23 protein-coding genes are annotated in these 20,089 nt (G+C 59.8%); 5 read left to right on the top strand and 18 right to left on the bottom strand.

Annotation, left to right across the window (positions count from 1 at the left end; genetic code table 11):
- Positions 1 to 14: 14 nt before the first annotated feature.
- The 5 genes from QRN41_RS23825 to QRN41_RS23805 all read right to left on the bottom strand — a co-directional run bounded on the left by QRN41_RS23825 (position 15) and on the right by QRN41_RS23805 (position 4,640).
- Entirely contained in the window at positions 15 to 1,004 is a 990-nt protein-coding gene (locus tag QRN41_RS23825) for an ABC transporter ATP-binding protein (protein WP_034137641.1), read from the bottom strand.
- On the bottom strand, positions 1,001 to 1,801 hold the full coding sequence (locus QRN41_RS23820) for an ABC transporter permease (RefSeq protein ID WP_034137642.1): 801 nt from the start codon (positions 1,799 to 1,801) through the stop codon (positions 1,001 to 1,003). The genes QRN41_RS23825 and QRN41_RS23820 overlap by 4 nt, the downstream gene beginning before the upstream one ends.
- Complete coding sequence (locus QRN41_RS23815) at positions 1,788 to 2,624, bottom strand: ABC transporter permease (RefSeq protein ID WP_162276720.1); 837 nt, start codon at positions 2,622 to 2,624, stop codon at positions 1,788 to 1,790. The genes QRN41_RS23820 and QRN41_RS23815 overlap by 14 nt, the downstream gene beginning before the upstream one ends.
- Positions 2,625 to 2,629: 5 nt before the next feature.
- Complete coding sequence (locus QRN41_RS23810; RefSeq protein ID WP_285422197.1) at positions 2,630 to 3,436, bottom strand: alkaline phosphatase family protein; 807 nt, start codon at positions 3,434 to 3,436, stop codon at positions 2,630 to 2,632.
- A gap of 127 nt (positions 3,437 to 3,563) precedes the next feature.
- Positions 3,564 to 4,640: an ABC transporter substrate-binding protein gene (locus tag QRN41_RS23805; protein WP_285422196.1), complete on the bottom strand. Its 1,077-nt coding sequence runs from the start codon at positions 4,638 to 4,640 to the stop codon at positions 3,564 to 3,566.
- 350 nt (positions 4,641 to 4,990) lie between these two features.
- On the opposite strand from QRN41_RS23805, the gene QRN41_RS23800 reads away from it, so the two are divergent.
- Positions 4,991 to 5,704, top strand: a complete 714-nt coding sequence (locus tag QRN41_RS23800) for a UTRA domain-containing protein (protein WP_034112756.1) — start codon at positions 4,991 to 4,993, stop codon at positions 5,702 to 5,704.
- Positions 5,705 to 5,747: 43 nt separating this feature from the next.
- Here QRN41_RS23800 and QRN41_RS23795 read toward each other — a convergent pair whose 3' ends face one another.
- The 10 genes from QRN41_RS23795 to soxR form a co-directional block, all read right to left on the bottom strand.
- Positions 5,748 to 6,668 carry a metal ABC transporter solute-binding protein, Zn/Mn family gene (locus tag QRN41_RS23795; RefSeq protein ID WP_167418351.1) on the bottom strand — a complete coding sequence of 307 codons (921 nt, stop codon included), beginning with the start codon at positions 6,666 to 6,668 and terminating at the stop codon, positions 5,748 to 5,750.
- Positions 6,668 to 7,567 carry a metal ABC transporter permease gene (locus QRN41_RS23790; RefSeq protein WP_040266411.1) on the bottom strand — a complete coding sequence of 300 codons (900 nt, stop codon included), beginning with the start codon at positions 7,565 to 7,567 and terminating at the stop codon, positions 6,668 to 6,670. Before QRN41_RS23790 ends, QRN41_RS23795 begins: the two co-directional genes overlap by 1 nt.
- Positions 7,564 to 8,310, bottom strand: coding sequence for a metal ABC transporter ATP-binding protein (locus QRN41_RS23785; protein WP_034096741.1), 747 nt, complete (start codon positions 8,308 to 8,310; stop codon positions 7,564 to 7,566). Before QRN41_RS23785 ends, QRN41_RS23790 begins: the two co-directional genes overlap by 4 nt.
- Positions 8,307 to 9,227, bottom strand: coding sequence for a metal ABC transporter substrate-binding protein (locus QRN41_RS23780; RefSeq protein WP_167418352.1), 921 nt, complete (start codon positions 9,225 to 9,227; stop codon positions 8,307 to 8,309). The genes QRN41_RS23785 and QRN41_RS23780 overlap by 4 nt, the downstream gene beginning before the upstream one ends.
- 19 nt (positions 9,228 to 9,246) lie before the next feature.
- Positions 9,247 to 9,807, bottom strand: coding sequence for a DUF6162 family protein (locus tag QRN41_RS23775; RefSeq protein WP_034137649.1), 561 nt, complete (start codon positions 9,805 to 9,807; stop codon positions 9,247 to 9,249).
- The gene (locus QRN41_RS23770; RefSeq protein WP_034112764.1) at positions 9,804 to 10,124 is read right to left on the bottom strand and encodes a hypothetical protein; all 321 of its coding nucleotides are present in this window, start codon (positions 10,122 to 10,124) and stop codon (positions 9,804 to 9,806) included. Before QRN41_RS23770 ends, QRN41_RS23775 begins: the two co-directional genes overlap by 4 nt.
- The gene (locus tag QRN41_RS23765; RefSeq protein WP_034096745.1) at positions 10,121 to 10,660 is read right to left on the bottom strand and encodes a PA2404 family protein; all 540 of its coding nucleotides are present in this window, start codon (positions 10,658 to 10,660) and stop codon (positions 10,121 to 10,123) included. The genes QRN41_RS23770 and QRN41_RS23765 overlap by 4 nt, the downstream gene beginning before the upstream one ends.
- A complete protein-coding gene (locus QRN41_RS23760) occupies positions 10,657 to 11,859 on the bottom strand; it encodes a PepSY-associated TM helix domain-containing protein (protein WP_034096746.1) in 1,203 nt (400 codons plus the stop codon). The genes QRN41_RS23765 and QRN41_RS23760 overlap by 4 nt, the downstream gene beginning before the upstream one ends.
- A gap of 280 nt (positions 11,860 to 12,139) precedes the next feature.
- Positions 12,140 to 12,601: a VOC family protein gene (locus tag QRN41_RS23755; protein WP_167418357.1), complete on the bottom strand. Its 462-nt coding sequence runs from the start codon at positions 12,599 to 12,601 to the stop codon at positions 12,140 to 12,142.
- A 101-nt stretch (positions 12,602 to 12,702) separates the two neighbouring features.
- Positions 12,703 to 13,143, bottom strand: coding sequence for a redox-sensitive transcriptional activator SoxR (soxR, locus tag QRN41_RS23750; protein ID WP_034096748.1), 441 nt, complete (start codon positions 13,141 to 13,143; stop codon positions 12,703 to 12,705).
- 99 nt (positions 13,144 to 13,242) lie between these two features.
- On the opposite strand from soxR, the gene QRN41_RS23745 reads away from it, so the two are divergent.
- On the top strand, positions 13,243 to 13,608 hold the full coding sequence (locus tag QRN41_RS23745; protein WP_167418353.1) for an antibiotic biosynthesis monooxygenase family protein: 366 nt from the start codon (positions 13,243 to 13,245) through the stop codon (positions 13,606 to 13,608).
- On the opposite strand, the gene QRN41_RS23740 is transcribed toward QRN41_RS23745, so the two are convergent.
- Positions 13,597 to 14,700 carry a sigma-54 interaction domain-containing protein gene (locus QRN41_RS23740; protein ID WP_094066269.1) on the bottom strand — a complete coding sequence of 368 codons (1,104 nt, stop codon included), beginning with the start codon at positions 14,698 to 14,700 and terminating at the stop codon, positions 13,597 to 13,599. The genes QRN41_RS23745 and QRN41_RS23740 overlap by 12 nt on opposite strands.
- 272 nt (positions 14,701 to 14,972) lie before the next feature.
- On the opposite strand from QRN41_RS23740, the gene QRN41_RS23735 reads away from it, so the two are divergent.
- From QRN41_RS23735 to QRN41_RS23725, 3 genes are all read left to right on the top strand, one after another.
- Positions 14,973 to 15,242 carry a hypothetical protein gene (locus QRN41_RS23735; protein WP_167418354.1) on the top strand — a complete coding sequence of 90 codons (270 nt, stop codon included), beginning with the start codon at positions 14,973 to 14,975 and terminating at the stop codon, positions 15,240 to 15,242.
- A gap of 234 nt (positions 15,243 to 15,476) precedes the next feature.
- Positions 15,477 to 16,637, top strand: a complete 1,161-nt coding sequence (locus QRN41_RS23730) for a cysteine desulfurase family protein (protein WP_167418355.1) — start codon at positions 15,477 to 15,479, stop codon at positions 16,635 to 16,637.
- A 49-nt stretch (positions 16,638 to 16,686) separates the two neighbouring features.
- Positions 16,687 to 18,495: an aminopeptidase P family protein gene (locus QRN41_RS23725; RefSeq protein ID WP_167418356.1), complete on the top strand. Its 1,809-nt coding sequence runs from the start codon at positions 16,687 to 16,689 to the stop codon at positions 18,493 to 18,495.
- A gap of 58 nt (positions 18,496 to 18,553) precedes the next feature.
- Here QRN41_RS23725 and QRN41_RS23720 read toward each other — a convergent pair whose 3' ends face one another.
- Complete coding sequence (locus QRN41_RS23720; RefSeq protein ID WP_034096797.1) at positions 18,554 to 18,835, bottom strand: hypothetical protein; 282 nt, start codon at positions 18,833 to 18,835, stop codon at positions 18,554 to 18,556.
- A 164-nt stretch (positions 18,836 to 18,999) separates the two neighbouring features.
- The gene (rhtA, locus tag QRN41_RS23715) at positions 19,000 to 19,887 is read right to left on the bottom strand and encodes a threonine/homoserine exporter RhtA (RefSeq protein ID WP_094066277.1); all 888 of its coding nucleotides are present in this window, start codon (positions 19,885 to 19,887) and stop codon (positions 19,000 to 19,002) included.
- Between the last annotated feature and the right edge of the window lie 202 nt (positions 19,888 to 20,089).

The raw sequence follows: 20,089 nt of genomic DNA, 5'->3' as shown, positions 1-20,089 counted from the left end.
CAATGAATCACTGCTCAGGCTACTTCACATAGCGCGCTGGGGTCGATGGAAAGTGCCAGGCGCTGGCCGTCAGGGTGCAGATCCTGCGCCGAACGGTTGAGCACATCCACCACCAGCTCTACGCCGCGGGCTTCGATACGATAGCGGATCACGTTGCCCAGCAGACTGTGGCTGCGCACCAGTGCGTCGAGTTCGCCGCTGCGGCTCAGTTCGATGGATTCCGGGCGAATCGCAATGCGGCCGCTGATCGGGCGTTGCAGCAAGCGGCTAGCCTTGTCGGCGTCCAGCAGGTTGTAGTTGCCGATAAAACCGGCGGCGAATACGTCCACTGGCGCCGTATAGAGCGTCTCCGCATCGCCGCTCTGCACGATCTTGCCCTGGTTCATCAGGAAGATGCGGTCGGACATGGTCAGCGCTTCCTCCTGGTCATGGGTCACGAAAATCGTGGTCAGCCCCAGCTCGCGCTGAATCTCGCGGATCTGTTCGCGCAGGTGCTTGCGAATCCGGGCATCAAGCGCCGACAGCGGTTCATCCAGCAGCAACAGGCGTGGGCGGGTCACCAGAGAGCGGGCCAGGGCGACACGCTGGCACTGGCCGCCGGACATTTGGTGCGGATACCGGCCGGCCAGGTCTTTGAGTTCCACCAGTTGCAGTACTTCCTGCACGCGCTTGTGGCTGTCAGCGGCGTTGACCTTTTGCATGCGCAGGCCAAACGCGACGTTTTGCTCGACGGTCATGTTGGGGAACAGCGCATAGCTCTGGAACACCATGCCGATGTGGCGCTTCTGTGGGCTCAGCGGAACGATGTCCTGGCCATCCAGCAGGATTTGCCCGCTGTCCACGGCGGTCAGGCCGGCGATGCAGCGCAGCAGGGTCGATTTGCCGCAACCGGACGGGCCGAGCAGGGTGACGAATTCGCCCTTGGCGATTTCGCAATTGATGTCGCTGAACACCGGCGTGCCGGCGTAGCTTTTCTGCAGGTGTTGCACGCTGACGAAGCTCATTGGCTTTTGTCCTTGTTCAAGAAGGTGGCGGCCCAGGTCAGTACCAGCACAAAGAAGAAGTAGGAAATGACCACGGCACTGGTGAAGTGGCCGCTGCTGTTGCGCATATTGTTGAGGTACACCTGCAGGGTTTCGTAGCGGGTGCCCACCAGGATGTTGGCGAACACGAATTCACCGAACAGGAACGAGAACGACAGCAACAGCGCCACCATCAGTCCTTTGCGCAGGTTGGGCAGCACCACCAGGATCGCGGCTTGCCAGGTGCTGGCGCCGAGCAGTTGCGAGGCGTCCATCAGGTCGCGCAGGTTGATGGCCTGCAGGTTGTTGGTGATCGCCCGATACATAAACGGCAGCGCGACCGTGAAGTAGCAGCCGATCAGGATCCACGGCGTGCCCACCATCGCCATCGGCCCGGAGCCGTAAAGCTGCAGCAAGCCTACCGACGACACCACCGGCGGCACCGCAAACGGCAGCAGGATCAGGATATTCATCAGCGCGTCGAGTTTGGGAAAGTGGTAATGCACCACGAACAGCAGCGGCAGGATCAACACCACCGACAGGATCAGCGCGCCCACGCACACTACCAATGATTGGCCGAAGGCCATCAGAAAGCGCGGGTCGCTCCACAGCTGCACATACCATTTAACGGTAAATCCGGCCGGCAGAATGGTCGCCGACCAACTGCTGGCAATCGAATAGACAAACGTGCCCACCAACGGCAGTACCAGAATGGCAAACAGCAGGTACACCATCACGCGATGGTAGAGGGAGGCCGGGCCGGCTTCAGCGCGAGACATGGTAGCTCCTCTTGAGCAGCAATTGATGGACCACGGTGATCACGGTCATCAACGCCACCAGTACCACGGCGAGGGCGCTGGCCATGTTCGGGTCCAGGGAGATATCCCCGGACACCATCGCGGCGATGCGGATTGGCAAGACGTTGAAATTGCCGGTGGTCAATGCGTACACCGTGGCATAGGCGCCCAGGGCATTGGCCAGCAGGATCACGAAGGTGCCGAGCAGCGCGGGCGTGAGCACCGGCAGGCCAATGTGTCGCCAGAACTGCCAGCCACTGGCGCCCAGCAGCGCTGCCGACTCACGCCAGTCCTCGCGCAAGGCATCGAAGGCCGGGTAGAGCAGCAACACGCCGAGGGGAATCTGGAAATAGGTATAGAGGATGATCAACCCGGTTTTCGAGTACAGGTTGAAGTCTTCGATGATGCCCGCCTGCTTGAGCATGATCGTGATACTGCCGTTGAACCCCAACAGGATGATGAAGGCGAAGGCCAGGGGGACGCCGGCGAAGTTGCTGGTCATGTTGGCGAAGGCGGTGACGAAATTGCGCAGGGGCGAGTCCACCCGGCGCAACGAGTAGCTGCCCAGCACGGAAATGATGATCCCGAACACGCTGGAGTAGAAACTGATCTCCAGGCTGTACTGGATGGCCTGCAGGTAGAACTTCGAACTGAAGATCCGCGTGAAGTTGTCCACGCCCCAGCCGGACTCTTCGGTTTGCAGGCTGTTGATCAGCACCCATACCAACGGCGCGATTTCGAACACGATAAAGAACAGTGCAAAAGGCATCAGGCACAGCAGGGCCAGCCATTTGCCGCGGGTCATGGCATTCACTTGAGCAACTCCCGGCAGACAGGTTTGTCGTGGGGCACGCCCAATAGTTCGCAGACAGTGCCGCACAGCTCGGTTTGTTTCGGCGCTGCGCCGGCATCCAGGCTGAAGGCATCGCCCAGCACAAACAGTGGTACTTCGCGCTCTTCCGGCAGCAGGCCGTTGTGGGAGCGGTCGTTGTTCATGCCGTGGTCGGCGGTCACCAGCACCTGGTAGCCGGCATCGAGCCAGCCTTGCAGGTAGTCGGCCAGGATGATGTCGGCCGAGCGCGCGCTGTTGCGATATTGCGCGGTGTCGAGGCCATGTTTGTGGCCGGCGTCGTCGATGTTCATCGGGTGCACCAGCAGAAAGTTCGGCGTGTGCTTGAGCCGCAAGCTTTCGGCATCGGCGAACAGGTGGGAGTCCGGGTAGTGGTCATTCCAGTAGAAATGCCCGTGTTGGATCGCCAGCGCCGGGTCGTGGGTATGACGGTCCCGCGCGGGCATGAACGGCGTGCGGTTGTACAGCTCGCTGACCCAGTGATAAGCCGCCGCTGCGGTACTAAGGCCGGCGGCGGTGGCGTAATGGAACATGCTGCGCTGGTTGGACAGGCGCGAGACGTTGTTGTGGACGATACCGCTCTGGATCGGCGGTACGCCGGTGAGGATGCATTCGTACAACGGGCGGGACAGCGCGGGCAGTTCACAATCCAGTTTGTAGAGGGCTGCGCGTCCTGCGCTGACATACGCTTGCAAATGTCCCATGGCGTGCCTTGCAACCTCGAAATTCAGGCCGTCGAGCACGACAAGGATGACGTTGTGCTTCATGGGGGAGAGCGCTCCGCAGCAATAGACTTGACTCAATTCCTCAGGAGGAACGAGGTCAAAAGTATGGGAGGGGGCTAGCCCCCTCTCATATTGGATCTCCAGTGGATTTCCAATGTGGGCGACAGGCTTATTTCATCTCTACGATGACCTGCTCGTCCCACAGCTGAGGCAACTTCTTGGACGTTTTTTCCCAGGCATCGGCGTCCTTGATCGGCTGTGGGTTGGCCTTGGTGTACTGCTCGCCCGGGATCAGGTTCTTGGCGATATCGGCCGGCAGTTTCAGGTCGGTTTCGGCACGGATCGGGCGCGCATTGCCACGGGCCAGGTTGAGCTGGCCGGCATCGCTGAAGATGTACTCGCGGGTCAGCTTGGCCGCGTTCGGGTGCTTGGCGTATTTGTTGATGATGGTGGTGTAGCCGGATTTCACCGAGCCGTCCGATGGGATCAGCACCACGTAGTCATCCGGGTTGGCCATTTTGGCTTTGTAGCTCAGGCCGTTGAAGTCCCAGACGATGCCCACTTCGACTTCGCCTTTTTCCATGGTGGCGATGGTCGGGTTGGACAGTGAGAGGCGCCCTTGCTGGGCGATCTTGGTGAAAAACTGCAGGCCGGGGGCAATGTTCTTCTCGTCGCCTTTGTTGGCGATGGCTGCTGCCAATACGCCGTTGGCCGCCTGTGCCGCTGTGCTGACGTCACCCACGGAAACCTTGTACTTGCCGGTTAGCAGGTCGGCCCAGCTGTGGGGGACTTCAGAGCCGTGCAGCAGCTTTTTGTTGACGATAAACGCGATAGTGCCGGTGTACGCCAGCGCCCAGTGGCCGTCCTTGTCTTTTGCCCAATCCGGCACCTGTGCCCAGGTGGACGGTTTGTAAGGCTGGGTCACTTCCTGCTTCACCGCAATCGGGCCGAAGGCAGCGCCGACGTCGCCGATATCGGCGCTGGCGTTGTCCTTCTCGGCTTTGAACTTGGCGATTTCCTGGGCGGAACTCATGTCGGTGTCGATGTGCTTGAGGCCGTAGGTCTTGGCCAGATCGTCCCAGGTGCCTTTCCAGTTGGCCCAGTCATCGGGCATGCCGACGCTGTTGACGGCGCCTTCCGCTTTCGCGGCGGCTTCCAGGGTTTTTAGATCGGTATCGGCAGCCATGGCGGCGGTGCACATGGCAATGGTCGAGCCTAACAGTGATGCCAGGAAAAGCTGTTTCATCCGAAGCTCCTATGGGCGTTAACAACGCTGCGTTTTTACGAACGATTGCGGTGGTTTGGTCTAGGTCAGCAATACCTGAGCCAATCTAGGCTCGATGGATGACAGTTTCATGTCGATGTCGTTTTTAAAGCGCTGATGTCGGTCAGCGCAAACTTAGCGTAGACCATGCCCATGGGCCCGCATTGCCTGGACTTGGCCGATGTATTGCAGAGTGTGGTGTGCCACTCCGGCAGGTGCTGTCATCTCTCGGTCATTTGTAATGCCTAGGCTGACACGCAGTAACAAGGGCCCATTTATCGAGCGCTTTATGCACCTGAACGGTGCTGGTCTAGTCCAGATAGGTAACGTTGATGCGTGATGAAGCAATCAAGGCGGTGACTTCCATCGGCCTGGCGCTGCAGGAGCAGATCGATCACGGTCTATTGCCCCCCGGCCACAAATTGCCTGCCGAACGCAAGCTCAGCGAGTTGTTTGGTACCACTCGCATAACCGTGCGGGAAGCCTTGTTACAACTGGAGGCTCAAGGGCAGATCTATCGCGAGGAACGCCGTGGCTGGTTTGTATCGCCGCCGCGACTGGCCTACAACCTGATGCAGCGCAGCCACTTTCACGCGATGGTCAGTGACCAGGGCCGGGTGGCGTCCACCGAAGTACTCAGCGCACGCTTGCAACCGGCCTCGGCGGCGGTGTGCGCCTGGCTGCAGTTGCCGGCGTTGTCCAGCGTGATCCAGATTTGCCGGGGCCGGCGGATCGATGGGCGCTTGGTGTTGTATGTAGAGCACTACCTGAACCCGCAGTATTTTCCCGGAATCCTGGCGTGTGATTTGACCCAGTCGATGACTGAGCTGTACGCACGCAAGTACGACGTGCATTACGGGCGGGTGCGTTTCGAGATCGTTCCGACCTCACTGCCCGTGGAGGCGGCCGCTGCGTTGCGCGTCTCGGTGGGCAGCCCCGGCCTGCGCATTGCTCGGGTCAACTATGACCAGCACCAGCGCCTGATCGACTGCGATCTGGAGTTTTGGCGGCATGACGCGATTCACGTGGGGGTGGATGTCGTCTGAGTGAACAGCGGCCAATCCAAGTCCCCCTTAAGACCGCTGTCATTTAGCCGCGCGGCGTAAGGCTTTTGATCACCTGATCCACATTGTTTTCCAACTCCGTCACCGGATCCGTACCGTCGACGTTAAGTACCAGAAGCTGCGCGCCACCTGCTGTCACTGCGGCTTTTACCGCCTCACTCGGCTGACGATGATGCAGCACCACGGCGACGTCATTGTCCTTCAGGTCAGCGGTGAGTTTGCGCAACGCGTCGGGCGTCCACTCGGCGTCGGGGCGGGCGTCCGTGCTGAGCGCTTCCAGGTTCAGGCTGCTGATCAGGTAGGCGAAATGATCGCTCAGGCTGACCACGCTCAGGTTGTCCGCTTTGGCCAGACGTGCCTCGCTGTCGGCGCTGAATTTAAGCAGGCGTTGCTTGAGGGCGGCGAGGTTGGCGTCGATCTTCGTTTTGGCCCCCGGCGCCAGACGGCTCAGGTCGGAGGCCATTACATCGGCCATGCGGCCCAGGTTGTTACTCGATTGCCAGGGCTGGCTATTCAAACCGTCGGAGGCGCCGGGTTGCACGGCGATCCCCGGCAACCCCCCGTCCACTGGACGCGCGGCATCCACTTCGACGATACGGATATTGCTCCGTCGCGCCACCGGGTACAGCGGGTCATCCGGCCATAGCGAGCGCAAGCCGATGGCGGCGTCGGCGTCTTGGGCCAACGTGCTGAGCGCCGATGCGCCACGCCCCGTGAAATACGATACCTGTCGCGTGCCAGGTAGGTTGGCCGGCGCGGCGCGTTCCAGTTGCACGTCGGTGCCTTTGAGCAACACGTCCGCCAGGCCATAGGTGATGGGTAGCGAGGCCAGCACTTTCACAGGTTTGGCGGCATGCACCGCCGGTTTTACCGATTCGGTCGCCATCAGCGGTGTGGCGATCAGGCAGGCGAAGGCCAGAGTCAGAGGGTGTAGAACGAAGCGCATTATCCAAGGTTCCCTTTCAGGCTGGGGACGACGCCCCGCGCGATGGCCGCGCAGGCGAAGGCGATACCGGCGACGAGGATGATCGCGGCGCCGGAGGGGATGGGCAGGTCAAATATGATTGGTAGCAGAATGCCGCAGAGGGTGCTGACGGTGGCGATCACCACCGAGACCCAAAAAAAACCTTTGAGCGACTGGCTCAACAGCCGCGCCGCTGCCGCCGGAATCACCAGCAGCGCGCCCACCAGGATCGCGCCGATGACCTTGACCGCCGCCACGGTGATCAGTGTCACCAGGATCACGAACAGATAATCCAAAGTCTTCACTGCCACGCCACGCACGGCCGCCAGTTGGGGATTGAAGCTGGCGAGCATGATGCGGTTGTACAGCGGCAATGCCAGGGCCATCACCAGGGAACCGACAATCGCCAGCACCAGCAGATCGTTGCCGTTAACCGTCAGCACCGAACCGAACAACACGTTCTCCAGGATGTGCACATTGATCTTGCCCGCCAGGATCAACAGCAGGCTCGCGCCCAATGCCAGGGAAACCGACAGGAACACGCCGATCAAGGTGTCCGGCGCCAGCCCGGTGCGGTTGCGCAAGTAGTTGAGCAGGATGCCGAACAACAGGCAGTAGCCGAACAGGCTGCCGTACGGCCCGGTGTAGGGCTCGCCGAGCAAAATGCCCACGGCTACGCCGGTCAGCGCGGCGTGGCCGACCGCTTCGGAGAAGAACGCAAAGCGTTTGACTACCACCAGGGTGCCCAGTCCACCCAGTACCGGGCCGATCAGCAGGCCCGCGAGCAATGCGTTGACTACAAAGCCGTAGGCCAAGGCTTCCGGCAGGTAACCCGAAGAAGCCCAGCCCTGGACCATCAGGCGAAATGCTTCATAACTCATGGCGCCGTGCTCCGAGGGTGAGTAGAGAACAGGGTCAGCAGGCGGTCGGGCGTCAGCGCTTCTTTGGGCGTGGCATCGAACAGCACGCGGCGGTTCAGACCAGTTACCCGATCGGCCAGGCGGCCAACCGCTTCCAGGTCGTGTTCGATCCACAGGACGGTGATGCCAGCCAGGCGCCAGTCGTTGAGCAGGCGTTCGAACACCTGGATACCGGCCTCATCGAGGGCCGACATCGGTTCATCCAACACCAGCAATTGGGGGGCCGGGATCAGGCCCTGGGCCAGCAGCACGCGCTGGCGTTCGCCGCCGGATAACGCCCCCATGCGGCGCTTGCGCTTATCCTGCATGCCCACTCGCTCCAGCGCCTCGCCGATGGCGGCCGCGTAATGCCGGGACAGGCCAAGAAACGCCGGGCGCCGCTGGCACATTGCAGCCATGAAATCGTCGACGGTCATCGGCAAACCTCGGTCGAACTCCAAGGCCTGGGGGACATAGCCGATGGTGCCGGGCGAGGACGGCCACGCCAGGCTCAGGCGGCCCTGGTGCGGTGTCTGCCCCAGCAAGGTCTTGATCAGCGAGCTTTTCCCGCCGCCGTTTGGTCCCACCAGCGCGTGGATGCTGCCCGGCTGGACCTGAAAACTCACCTCGGCCAGGATCGCGGTACGGCCCAGGGTCAGCGACACCTTGTCGAAGTCGAGGGTCGGCCCGATGCTGGCGACATTCAGCTGTTCGGCGGCGGTCATGCGCCTGACTCCTGAATGGCACGGACCACGGTGTTGAGGTTGCCGGTCATTTCCACTTCATACTTTTCAGCGCTGTATTCGCCGTAGGAAATATGCGAGAGCGGGTACAGCTTGACCCCGGATTCGCGCTGGATGGTATCGACGTAGGTGGACGGGAAATCCATCTCCGAGAAAATCACCTTCACATCCAAGGCGCGCAGTTCATCGATGGTTTTCTTCAACTGGCTTGGGCTGGGTTCGATACCGTGGGCTGGCTCGACCACTGCGGTGACTTCCAGGCCAAACTCACGCAGCAGGTAGTCGTAGGCCGCGTGCACCGTGGCGACACGCAGGTCAGGGTTGGGTGCGCTGGTGAGCTTGGCCAGGGCGTCGGCGCGCATCTGGCGCAGGCGCTTGCCGTAGGCGCGGGCGTTCTGGGTGTAGGTCTTGGCGTTGTCGGGGTCGAGCTTGCCCAGTACGCGGGCGATGTTGTTGACCTGGGCAATCGACGCGCTGATCGACAGGAAGGTATGTGGGTTGACCACTTTGCCCGCGCCGCGCGCGGCGTTGCCGGTGGCGGCCAGCAACGGCACGTTGGCGTTGGCCTCGATCACGGGGATGTCCGGGCGTTCGCTGGTGGCGATCATGCGGTCGGCGAAATCGTCATGGCCGACACCATTGAGCACGATCACGTCCAGCGTGCCGATGCGCTTGATGTCCTCGGCGCGCGGCTCGTAGGCGTGGGGGTTGAACCCGGCCGGAATCAGCGGCACCACCTCGGCCTTGTCGCCGACGATATTGGCCACGTAACTGTAATAAGGGTGCAGCGTGATGCCGATGCGCAGGCGCTTGGCCGCTTCGGCGTTGGCGAAAGGGGTGAGCATCAGGCTGAGCAGGCCAACCAGCAGTAGGCGCAACAGGGGAGATGAAATAGACATGGGCAATCGGTCTTCTCGTTCAGTGACGGTGCTGGCGGGTCACGCCGGCATCGAATTGCGCGACCACCTGTTGCCAGCCGGCTGCGATCAGCGCCTGGTCAGTGAGGTCGGAAGGGGAGGCGATATCGTTGGAGCGGTTGAGCCAGATATCCGGTTCGCTGCCTTGCACGCGCATCAGCAATGAGCCGCTCACGCCAGGTGCCTGGCTCACTCCCAGATAAGCCGCCGGTGCCAGCAACTGCCAGCGGTGATCGCCACGGCTGACCGAGCTGGCATCCTGAGCAAATGGAGCGAAGCCTTCCTCGGCCAGTTGCTCGGGCGTCGGCAGGGCGCTCTGCTCTTGTTGCAACAGATGGATTTCATCCAGGGTCACGCGCAGGTCGGCGTAGATGCCTTGCTCGGCGGCGCTCAGGTCGCGCCGCGCGTCCAATTGATGGCTGGGCAGAGTCGCGACCTGCTGGGACTCGCCGTGCAGGGCCACCACCGTGCCGGCGACCGCCAGGATGATCAGGCATAACAGCAGCACGTAGAGGGTTTCGTGGCCGGCACCAGCGGGGCGTACAACCTGGGTAGTACTCATTGGGGCTGGATATCCGCTTGATCGATTTCCACCACATGGCCAGGGCCGGCATCGAACAACACGTAGAACTCGGCCGAAGGTTTCTTGAACGTGAGGGTCGAATCCTCGCCGAGTTTGCCGGGCATCAGGATGGTTTCGTCGTAGCCGATCACGTCCAGGGTCACGCCAGGCGCGCCGCTGCCATCGGAGAATCCACCTTTGCACTGGATTTGCTCGCCGGGTATTTCCTTGCATTCGCACATGGGATTGTGGGCCACGGCGGTGGCGCTGAAGCCTACACACAGCAGCGCGATATAGGTGCGCAGGATTGAGGTCATGGTTTGACTCCTTGCTTGTTCAGCCAGGCAATGGTGGCAGGGGAGGCCTGGCTCAGCGGGATGGAACCCTGGTGCATCGTGCCGTCCCAGCCTTCCATGGTGACCCACAGTTCGGCGTCTACCGGCGTGCGCTCCGGCACCGGCAGACCGGCCCCCATGCGATACGGCGTGCCAAAGAAGATCACGCCGGCGGCGCGTAGGCTGCGGGGTTTGCCGATACGCAGATAAGTGGCCTTGACCTGATCGGCGCAGACGTCACACAGGGCGGCATTGAAAAATTTCATCGGGCCCGCCGGGTCGGGGCGCGGGCCCTCGTTACGGAACTCGGCGAGGGTCAGGCTCCAGGGGCCGACCTGCACTTCACCGGCTACCCGTTCGCCGATACCGGTGTCCCCGCGAAACAGTGCGGCGTCGGCGAAGTACTTGGGCATAAAGCCCAACGGCACCAGCACGAGGAGGATGTTGATATGGAAACGCCATTTCAGCCAGAACGCCCGCAGCGGCGACGGCGGTGCAGCGGCAGCGACTTTGCTCATCGGTTGGTCTCCGGGGTTTCAGCCTGCATGGCCGGGATGGACGCGGCCTGGCGCGGCGCTTTGTGGCTGCGTTTGAGGGCATTGGCGGTGGCCAGGGCGGTGCGTTTGGTCCAGATCAGCAGGCCACTCAATACCATCATGCTCAGCACCAGACCGAAGAACGCCCAGATCAGCTTGATCCACAGGCCACCGAAGTCTCCGGTGTGCAGCGGGCGCATGGATTCGGTGACGAACTCCAGGGCAGTGCGGTCGGACAACAGGTGCGAAACGGCGATATCGCCGTCATAAGGGTTCAGTTGCGCGGTCTGGAACATCAGCGGGTACCAGCCGCGGCCACCGATCTGCAGATGGCTGTAAGCGTTGAGCGGCAGGAATACGAAGCTGGCTTCCAGCCCTGGAATGCGCTGGGTGGCGATCTTGATGGCATCGTCCAAGGGAATCATCGGTGCCGGTACGCCAGGGGCGGATGTCGGTACTTTCTCCCGGGCGATTACCGGCACGATGGGTTCGCTGGAAATGGAGATCTGGTTGTCCCCCAGGAACGCTTGGATCAAGAACCAGGTGCCGGTGATGGAAATAACCGCAATGAACCAGATCGACCAGATTCCGCTCAGGCGGTGGAAGTCGCCCCAGAAGATCCGCGCACCGTGGCGGATACGCAAGGTCGGGCGCAGGAAACCTTTCCAGAAGCGCTTGTACACCACCAGGCCGGTGATCAGTGACGCCAGCAACGGCAAGCCGAGCAATGAAACCAGGTACCAGCCCCAACTGTAGCCGTTGGTAAAAGGCACCAGCCACCAGCCGTGCAGCGCGCGGGTGAATTGCTGGAAATCGAAAGCAGGGCTGATGCCCTGGATCGCGCCGGTATAAGGGTTGGCATACGCCTCCACCGAACGTCCGTCGGGATAGCTCAGGCCCACACTCAAGGCGAAGTGCGATTCATCGGGGCGAATGATGGAGCGCACGATGACGTGCGGATCGTCGCGCTTGATGGCGGCGATCACCTGGTCAAAGCTCAGCGGTTCGGCATCGTCGGACGGTTTGCTCGCGCGGATGTCAGGGTTGGCCAGCCAGACGATTTCCTGGCTGACCACCGCCAGGGTGCCGGTGACGCAGACGATCAGTACAAAAAACCAGATGGGCAACGCCAGCCAGCTGTGTACGAGAAACCAGAGTTTGGAGCGTGACTTCTTCGACATGTGAATGAGGGTCTTGATCGGAGGGGCAATGCGGGCCCGGAAAAGGCCAGTCGTAGCTTTTGCTGACGCGACAGGCTGTATCTAAGTTAAGACGGATGAGAATGAGAAATCCCTAAGGCACAAATGAAAGAAAATGTTTCAAGCTTTCAGTCGTGCCTTTTCGCTTGCTTGATATCGCCCAACAAATGGGGGGAGGGGCTTGCTCTAGTCAGGTTGGCGACGTCTATGGCCGAACGGGCTTCCATGGCGAGCAAGCCTGGTGCTACACAGCTCGAGGGTCTCAGCTTTGCTGGAACAACGCCTTCGCGCGCTCTTGAATTTGATCTTCGGACAAAGACTCTTTTTGCGTCGCCACGAACCACACATGGCCGAAAGGATCGCGCAGTGTGCCGGAACGATCGCCGTAGAATTGGTCGCTTGGTCTGGAAATGATTTCAGCGCCGGCGTCGATGGCTTTTTGATACTGCGCATCGACGTCCTCTACATATAAATGCAGGCCAACACTGGTATGACCGTTGTTTGGGCTGTGTAGAGCGCTTTCTTCGCAGGGCGAGCCCAGCATGAATGCCGAATCGCCGATGCGCAGCTCGGCGTGACCGACCCTGCCGTCGGGCATGTCCAAGCGCATGATTTGCTGGGCGCCGAAGGCTGTCTTGTAAAACTCGATGGCCTCAGCGGCTTCTTTGATTCCCAGATACGGCGTGATGCGGTGATAGCCTTCCGGGATAGGTTTGACGCTCATATCGCTCTCCTTGATCAGGTGGATTGGAAGACGCCGGTGTTTACCGACCACTTCACTATAGGTCACGCCAATCAGGGAGGCGGCGATGTGGACCAGGACAGTCAATCCGGTTCGAGCAAGTGCGCGCCTGGCCCGCGCTCGCCGAGCTGATCGCCCTGATTGCGTAACGGGCACGCCTCCAATGACAGGCATCCGCACCCAATGCAGCCGTTGAGCTTGTCGCGCAGCAATTGCAGTTTATGGATGCGCTCATCCAAGTCTTCGCGCCATTGCGCCGACAAGCGCTCCCAATCCTGCGCCGTAGGAGTACGGCCATCCGGTAAGGCCTGCAACGCTTCGCCGATCGTCGCCAACGGAATCCCCAGGCGTTGCGCGATTTTGATCACCACCACGCGACGCAATACGTCCCGCGGGTAGCGCCGTTGATTGCCGGCGTTGCGATGACTTTTGATAAGCCCTTTGGTTTCGTAAAAGTGCAGGGCTGTGACGGCCACACCGCTGCGCGCGGCCAATTGGCCGACGGTCAGTTCTTTATTGAGCATGAAAACTCCGAATCAGTGCTTGACCTTGACTTAACTCGAGGTTTTACCCTGCGTGGCATCTAATCGCAAGATTCCGCCTACATAGAAAGGAGGCAGTTCATGCAAGTAATAGAGAAAAGTCGCAGCTTCACTCAACTGATCGAATTCCACGTCGAGCCCCCGCAACAATTGGCACTGGTGGCGGCCTTGTCTACCCAGAGTGAGCGCCTGGCCCAGAGCCAGGAGGGTTTCCTGAGCGCCAGCGTCCAGATCAGTGCTGACGGGCGACGCGTGCTTAATTACCTGCAATGGCAATCGCGTGAGGAGGGCGAGGCGGCGTTCCAGCGTTTCGAGCAGGGCGATGAGGGCTTCTGGATGCTGATTCGCACCCATCGCGCCACTGCGGTGACCTTTGGTTCTTTCCAAGTGTTGCAGAGTTTCGAACGTGGCCCCGATAACGCTTTGCACTGTCGTCTAAACGGATAGGTGCAGCATCCGCCCACCTTGAAGGGTTTCCCCTGGCCGACGTTTATTCACCGCCAATTCACCTATTTTGATCAGGCGGCTGCGGGCCACATTCCGGCTCAGGCCCAGCAGGTTGGCGGTGTGTACCTGGTTGTAATGGCTGAATCGGTAGGCGGCGCGCAGCAGGGCGTCTTCAACCTTTTCATGCAGGGCACCGGCCTGTTCTTCGAACAGCTTCTGGAATGCGCGCTCTAGCAGGGCTTCGGCGCTGTTGTCGAGCGCGTGCGCGGAGTCGTCCTGGCGTTCGATGCGCAGATTCGACAGGCGCAAATCCTCGCGCTCGATCACGCCATTTCGGCAGATCAGCAGGGTGTGATGGATAACGTTTTCCAGCTCGCGGATATTGCCCGGCCAGCTGTAACTTTTCAGCTTGAGCTGCGCCTCGTGATTGATAGTGACCGACCCGTAGCCCAGGCGCTGGCTGTAGGTTTGGATAAAGTGGCGCACCAACGGCAGGATATCGCCGGGCCGCTCGCGCAGCGGGCTGAGTTCAAGGCTGACTACATCCAGGCGGTAATAGAGGTCCTCGCGGAAATGTCCGGCGTTGATGGCTTTCTCTAACTGAACATTAGTAGCAGCCACTACGCGCACATCAATCGGAATGCTCTTACGCGAACCGAGGCGCACCACTTCTCGCTCCTGCAGCACCCGCAACAATTTGACCTGGATCGCCATGGGCAAATCGCCGATTTCATCCAGAAACAGCGTGCCACCATCGGCCTCCTCAAACCAGCCGGCCTTGGCAGTGAGGGCTCCGGTGAAGGCGCCTTTTTCATGCCCGAACAATTCGGCTTCCACCAGTGATTCAGAGAAAGCCCCGCAGTTCACTGCCACGAACGGTCGGTGACGCCGTGCGCTGAGGTTATGGATGTGGCGCGCCACCAGCTCTTTGCCAGTACCGGTTTCACCGATAATCAGCACGCTGGCTTCGCTGGGCGCTACTTGCTGGATATGGGCGAGCAGGGCCTGAGACTTCGGGTCCTCGAAAACCTGGGCCGTGGCGCGGATAGAGGTCGCCAGGGCTGGGGAGGAGGGCAAGGTCAGAAGCTGCATGGATACCTCTCTTGTCAGTGCGCGTCAGGACTGGTTTATTTCGTCGATGGGGGGAGCGCGGGCACATGTTGTGGCTTGTTATAGAGGGTTGTTGTTATTCCGTAAATTAATCAATTTCCATATTGGTAGATCAAAATAGAATATTAGACGATATAGCTATCGAAGGTGCCTGAGCGGTTGATAGCAACTATCGAAGACGGTGATTTTTCACTGTGAATAGGCGGGAGTAGCCTGTGTTCATTGACTTGAGCCCCACCCACAGGACCGTCGCCATGAACCGATTTCTCGCTGTCTCTTTATTACTTGTAGCCTCTGTGCTGGGCGGTTGTGCGAGCCACCATTCGCCCGAATTGCGTCCCTACACGGCGGAAGAAACCAAGCAGTTGGCGCTGGAAACCCTCAGTCGTCGCGGGCTGTCCTTTGATGAGTACCAACGCCAGCGCGCCGCTTTGATGGGGCAGCCACAGCAACCGTTCGGCTTTGATCGCCAGGGTGAAATGAACGCCGAGCGTAGCGTCACGCTGCACGGTCGTCCCAGTTGAGCCTGCGTCCAGTAGCAAAAAGCCCGAGGTTTCCTTTAAGGACCTCGGGCTTTTTGTTTGCCTTGGCGCCGCCCGAGCCTGTTAAGCTCAATTTCAGGAGCGTTCCTACGCACATTTAAATAACGTGGTCCTTTTTCAATGGCATCCGATTGGGTAAACCTGACGACCTCTTGTTCTGGTCGATGCCCCTGAGACGCTGTTCTCGGGAACCTGCTCTGCGAGTGTTTGAACGTTATGACGAAACGTCCGTTGTATTTCGACTACGCCGCCACCACGCCGGTGGATGAGCGGGTCATCCAGGTGATGGTCGAATGCCTGGGCTTTAATGCCAATTTCGGTAACCCTGCGTCCAGCTCCCATGCCTTCGGCCAAGCCGCCAAGCAGACAGTCGAGCAGGCGCGCGAGCAGGTCGCCGCGTTGGTGGGCGCACGGCCCGAACAGATCGTCTGGACCTCCGGCGCTACGGAATCCAACAACCTGGCGATCAAGGGCGTGACCCAGGCGCGGGGAGTGGCTGGTGGGCATATCATCACCAGCCAGATTGAGCACAAGGCCACTCTGGATACCGCGCGGCAATTGCAGGAGTCCGGCGTGGCCGTGACTTACTTGGTGCCGGACGCCGACGGGTTGATCAGCGCCGATGCGGTGAGTGAGGCGCTGCGTGAAGACACCTTCCTGGTGTCGCTGATGCTGGTGAATAACGAACTGGGCACCCTCAATGACATCCCCACCATCGGCGCGCGCGTGCGCAAGCATGGCGCATTGCTGCACGTTGACGCGGCGCAGGGGGCAGGCAAGGTGGCGATTGACCTGGCACAGTGGCCAGTGGATCTGATGTCGTTTTCCGCGCACAAGTTGTATGGGCCCAAGGGCATCGGCGCGTTGTACGTCGGCCCACGTGCGCAGCAGAAGGTATTGGCGCAGATCCACGGCGGTGGGCATGAAGGCGGCTTGCGTTCCGGCACCCTGGCAACCCATCAGATTGCCGGCATGGGGATGGCGTTTGCCCTGGCCGCCGAATCGTTCGCCGAAGAACAGGTTAAGATCGCGGCCTTGCGTCAACGCTTGTTGGATCAGTTGGACAGTGTTCCTGGGATGCGCCTCAATGGCAGCCCAACCCAACGTATTCCCCATACTCTGAGCCTTACGTTTGGCGAAGGTGAATTCAATTCGGCTGCGCTGAGTGCGGACATTGCGTTTTCCGCGACTTCGGCGTGTAACTCGGCCAGTAATACGCCTTCTCATGTGCTTCTTGCATTGGGACATGATGCCCGTGGCGCCGGTCGCACGATTCGCTTGAGCCTGGGACGGTTTACCTCTGAGCAGGACATCGATCGGGCAGCACAGTTGATCAAGGCCGCACTCGCCAGTGCGCCGGCCTTCTGGGCCATCTGAATATTCATTCGCAACGCATAACAATTATTTGTGGTTAGCAGGAGACACAATGAGCATGCAGCCTTTGACCCATGGAACGGTTCCCCAGCGCCTGGCGCATACCCGTGAACTGATGAGCCGCGAGGGGATCGATGCCTTGCTGGTGCCGTCGGCCGACCCGCATCTATCCGAATACCTGCCGGGTTACTGGCAGGGGCGCCAGTGGCTGTCTGGTTTTCATGGGTCAGTGGGAACGTTGATCGTTACAGCGGATTTCGCCGGTGTATGGGCTGACAGCCGTTACTGGGAGCAAGCCACCAAGGAACTTAAAGGCAGTGGTATCGAGCTGGTCAAGCTGCAGCCAGGTCAGCCTGGGCCATTGGAGTGGCTGGCCGAGCAAACACCCGAAGGGGGTGTAGTGGCAGTGGACGGTGCGGTGATGGCGGTTGCTTCAGCGCGAACCTTGAGCGCCAAGCTCGCAGAGCGCGGCGCACGGTTGCGCACGGATATCGATTTGCTCAATGAGGTTTGGAGAGACCGGCCGAATTTACCCGATCAACCGATCTATCAGCACCTGCCGCCCCAAGCGACCCTTGGCCGTGGCGAGAAACTCGCCGCATTGCGCGCCAGTCTGAAAGAGAAGGGTGCTGATTGGCATTTTATTGCCACCCTGGATGACATCGCCTGGTTGTTTAACCTGCGCGGTGGTGATGTGTCGTTCAATCCGGTATTTGTGTCCTTTGCGCTGATCAGTCAGCAGCAGGCCACATTGTTCGTAGCGTTGACTAAAGTCGATGCCGAGTTGCGTGCAGTGCTGCAGCAGGACGGTGTGACATTACGCGACTACAGCGAGGTAGCGCAGGCGCTGCGTGCGGTGCCGTCGGGTGCCAGCGTGCAGGTTGATCCCGCGCGCGTGACGGCCGGTTTGCTGGAAAACTTGGATGCCGGCGTCAAACTGATTGAGGGGCTAAACCCGACGACGCTGGCCAAATCCCGCAAAAGTCTGGCGGACGCGGAACATATTCGTCGCGCGATGGAACAGGATGGCGCCGCGTTGTGCGAATTTTTCGCTTGGCTGGACGGCGCGTTTGGGCGCGAGCGCATCACTGAACTGACGATCGACGAACACCTGACGGCAGCTCGTGCCCGCCGTCCCGATTATGTTTCGCTGAGTTTCAACACTATCGCGGCATTCAACGCCAATGGCGCGATGCCCCACTACCACGCCACTGAAGAAGAGCATGCGGTTATCGAGGGCGACGGCTTGCTGTTGATTGACTCTGGCGGTCAGTACTTGGGCGGCACTACGGACATTACGCGCATGGTGCCTATCGGCACGCCAAGCGACGAGCAGAAACGTGACTGCACTCGTGTGCTTAAGGGTGTGATCGCACTGTCGCGCGCGCACTTCCCCAAAGGGATTCTGTCACCGCTGTTGGATGCCATTGCCCGCGCTCCTATCTGGGCCGAAGGCGTGGATTACGGTCATGGCACGGGGCACGGCGTAGGTTATTTCCTCAATGTGCATGAGGGCCCGCAAGTGATTGCCTATCAGGCGGCTACCGCGCCGCAGACAGCGATGCAGCCGGGGATGATCACTTCTATCGAGCCGGGTACCTACCGGCCTGGTCGTTGGGGGGTGCGCATCGAAAACCTGGTGTTGAACCGTGAGGCCGGCAAGACCGAGTTTGGCGAGTTTCTCAAATTCGAAACGTTGACCCTCTGTCCCATCGATACCCGTTGTCTGGAGCCTTCGCTGCTGACAACGGATGAGCGCGAGTGGCTCAATGCCTATCACGAACAGGTGCGTGAACGTTTGAGTCCATTGCTCAGTGGCGCTGGTCTTGAGTGGTTGCTGGTCCGCACGTCGGCCATTTAAAGGTTGTGGTTCTCAAAGCGTGGGCGGCTATAAAATCGACCCACGTTTTGAAAGTCGGCTACTTACAAATGACAATCATGCTCCGGCTGGTGTAACCCGCCGGGTTGAGGCCGAAGGGGTAATCGCCAGGTTCTTCAGAATTGTCACCAGACTTCGCGATCACCCGATAGCCCTTAGTGCCGCATGAATTTGTTGCGCTGGTGTAGCACTGCTCCCAAGAGGAGGACAGGCCGGAACAGTTGATATGCAGCCCTTTCTTGCCCCGTTTTACTTCTGTTTTTGTGGTCGCGGCACAGCCTGCAATCGCCACGACCATCAACAGTATCAATATTCTTCTCATTCCTATCCTTAAAAAGCCGCCTCGTAAGAGTTGAGGCAGGCTGTGCTCGCTGCCGAGCTTGGCGTTCGCGCTGTCCTTGTCGAAAAACTCCATGAGTAACATTCGTTGAGGGCTAAACATGGCTCAAATGAGCGGCAAATACCAGAGCTACGTTCAACGATGCATCAATCCGCCGGAACCAACGGCTTGGACTCATTGCGCATCGTCAGTGTGGCACCTACCGAAGCCAGGATAATGCAGGTTATGGCCAGCCATTGGGGGATGGAGAGGTGTTCTTGTAGGAACAACAAACCAGAGAGTGCACCGAATGCAGGTTCGATGCTCATGAGCGTGCCGAAAGTACGGGCCGGCAGACGTGTGAGTGCAACCATCTCAAGAGTGTAGGGCAGCGCGGTAGAGAGGATAGCCACACCGATGGCGACCGGAATCAAGGCGGGTGTCAGCAATGCCGTTCCCGCATGAACGATGCCGATAGGTGCCACGAACAATGCAGCGATCATCACGCCCAGGGCCGCGGTTTGCACGCCGTTATCGTTCCCCGCCTTCTGCCCGAACACTATGTAAAGCGCCCAACAGATACCGGCACCCAGCGCATAGGCACCTCCCAACAAGTCGATGCCATTGCTGGCTTCTCCCATCGGAATCAAGAGGAGTAGGCCGACGATCGCCAAGGCAATCCACAGGAAATCAACCGCTCGCCGGGAGGCATAGATAGCTACGGCCAGCGGCCCTGTGAATTCGAGTGCTACGGCAATACCCAAAGGGACACTGCGTAATGACATATAGAAGAGAAAATTCATGCCGCCCAGTGCCATGCCATAGACAACCACTGTACGCAGAGACTTTGCAGTCAGCCTGGCGCGCCACGGACGTAACAGAACCAGCATGATCACGCTGGCGAAAATCAAGCGCAAAGCAGTAGTACCTTGTGCGCCCACGACCGGGAACATGCTCTTAGCGAGCGATGCGCCGGATTGGATGGATGCCATGGCAATCAAGAGCAGGCCGACCGGAAACAGTGTTGATGCCAGGCTGCGGGGAGAGGAGGTCATTTGTTGTCGTCCGAGATCATATTGGATAGGCGAGGACGGTATGATGCTCAAGTAGATACGGATGAGCAATATATTGCTCAACAATAGTGAGGCGCTTATCTACATAGAGTGTTTTTGGCTTCTTTCATGGGGGTTAATAGAAAACGCAAATTAACGCTTGACGGCAGATTCCAGAAGTCTATAATTCGCCCCACTTCCGGCG

The organism is Pseudomonas sp. efr-133-TYG-23, from assembly GCF_030209215.1.
Taxonomy (GTDB): Bacteria; Pseudomonadota; Gammaproteobacteria; order Pseudomonadales; family Pseudomonadaceae; genus Aquipseudomonas; species Aquipseudomonas rhodesiae.
Note: the sequence above shows the minus strand (reverse complement) of the source record. Positions and strands in the feature narration are given on the sequence as shown.

Excerpts from the sequence above, each read along its gene's own strand:
- QRN41_RS23825 (WP_034137641.1), bottom strand. The coding sequence starts at position 1,004 with ATGAGCTTCGTCAGCGTGCAACACCTGCAGAAAAGCTACGCCGGCACG.
- QRN41_RS23820 (WP_034137642.1), bottom strand. The coding sequence starts at position 1,801 with ATGTCTCGCGCTGAAGCCGGCCCGGCCTCCCTCTACCATCGCGTGATG.
- QRN41_RS23815 (WP_162276720.1), bottom strand. The coding sequence starts at position 2,624 with ATGACCCGCGGCAAATGGCTGGCCCTGCTGTGCCTGATGCCTTTTGCA.
- QRN41_RS23810 (WP_285422197.1), bottom strand. The coding sequence starts at position 3,436 with ATGAAGCACAACGTCATCCTTGTCGTGCTCGACGGCCTGAATTTCGAG.
- QRN41_RS23805 (WP_285422196.1), bottom strand. The coding sequence starts at position 4,640 with ATGAAACAGCTTTTCCTGGCATCACTGTTAGGCTCGACCATTGCCATG.
- QRN41_RS23800 (WP_034112756.1), top strand. The coding sequence starts at position 4,991 with ATGCGTGATGAAGCAATCAAGGCGGTGACTTCCATCGGCCTGGCGCTG.
- QRN41_RS23795 (WP_167418351.1), bottom strand. The coding sequence starts at position 6,668 with ATGCGCTTCGTTCTACACCCTCTGACTCTGGCCTTCGCCTGCCTGATC.
- QRN41_RS23790 (WP_040266411.1), bottom strand. The coding sequence starts at position 7,567 with ATGAGTTATGAAGCATTTCGCCTGATGGTCCAGGGCTGGGCTTCTTCG.
- QRN41_RS23785 (WP_034096741.1), bottom strand. The coding sequence starts at position 8,310 with ATGACCGCCGCCGAACAGCTGAATGTCGCCAGCATCGGGCCGACCCTC.
- QRN41_RS23780 (WP_167418352.1), bottom strand. The coding sequence starts at position 9,227 with ATGTCTATTTCATCTCCCCTGTTGCGCCTACTGCTGGTTGGCCTGCTC.
- QRN41_RS23775 (WP_034137649.1), bottom strand. The coding sequence starts at position 9,807 with ATGAGTACTACCCAGGTTGTACGCCCCGCTGGTGCCGGCCACGAAACC.
- QRN41_RS23770 (WP_034112764.1), bottom strand. The coding sequence starts at position 10,124 with ATGACCTCAATCCTGCGCACCTATATCGCGCTGCTGTGTGTAGGCTTC.
- QRN41_RS23765 (WP_034096745.1), bottom strand. The coding sequence starts at position 10,660 with ATGAGCAAAGTCGCTGCCGCTGCACCGCCGTCGCCGCTGCGGGCGTTC.
- QRN41_RS23760 (WP_034096746.1), bottom strand. The coding sequence starts at position 11,859 with ATGTCGAAGAAGTCACGCTCCAAACTCTGGTTTCTCGTACACAGCTGG.
- QRN41_RS23755 (WP_167418357.1), bottom strand. The coding sequence starts at position 12,601 with ATGAGCGTCAAACCTATCCCGGAAGGCTATCACCGCATCACGCCGTAT.
- soxR (WP_034096748.1), bottom strand. The coding sequence starts at position 13,143 with ATGCTCAATAAAGAACTGACCGTCGGCCAATTGGCCGCGCGCAGCGGT.
- QRN41_RS23745 (WP_167418353.1), top strand. The coding sequence starts at position 13,243 with ATGCAAGTAATAGAGAAAAGTCGCAGCTTCACTCAACTGATCGAATTC.
- QRN41_RS23740 (WP_094066269.1), bottom strand. The coding sequence starts at position 14,700 with ATGCAGCTTCTGACCTTGCCCTCCTCCCCAGCCCTGGCGACCTCTATC.
- QRN41_RS23735 (WP_167418354.1), top strand. The coding sequence starts at position 14,973 with ATGAACCGATTTCTCGCTGTCTCTTTATTACTTGTAGCCTCTGTGCTG.
- QRN41_RS23730 (WP_167418355.1), top strand. The coding sequence starts at position 15,477 with ATGACGAAACGTCCGTTGTATTTCGACTACGCCGCCACCACGCCGGTG.
- QRN41_RS23725 (WP_167418356.1), top strand. The coding sequence starts at position 16,687 with ATGAGCATGCAGCCTTTGACCCATGGAACGGTTCCCCAGCGCCTGGCG.
- QRN41_RS23720 (WP_034096797.1), bottom strand. The coding sequence starts at position 18,835 with ATGAGAAGAATATTGATACTGTTGATGGTCGTGGCGATTGCAGGCTGT.
- rhtA (WP_094066277.1), bottom strand. The coding sequence starts at position 19,887 with ATGACCTCCTCTCCCCGCAGCCTGGCATCAACACTGTTTCCGGTCGGC.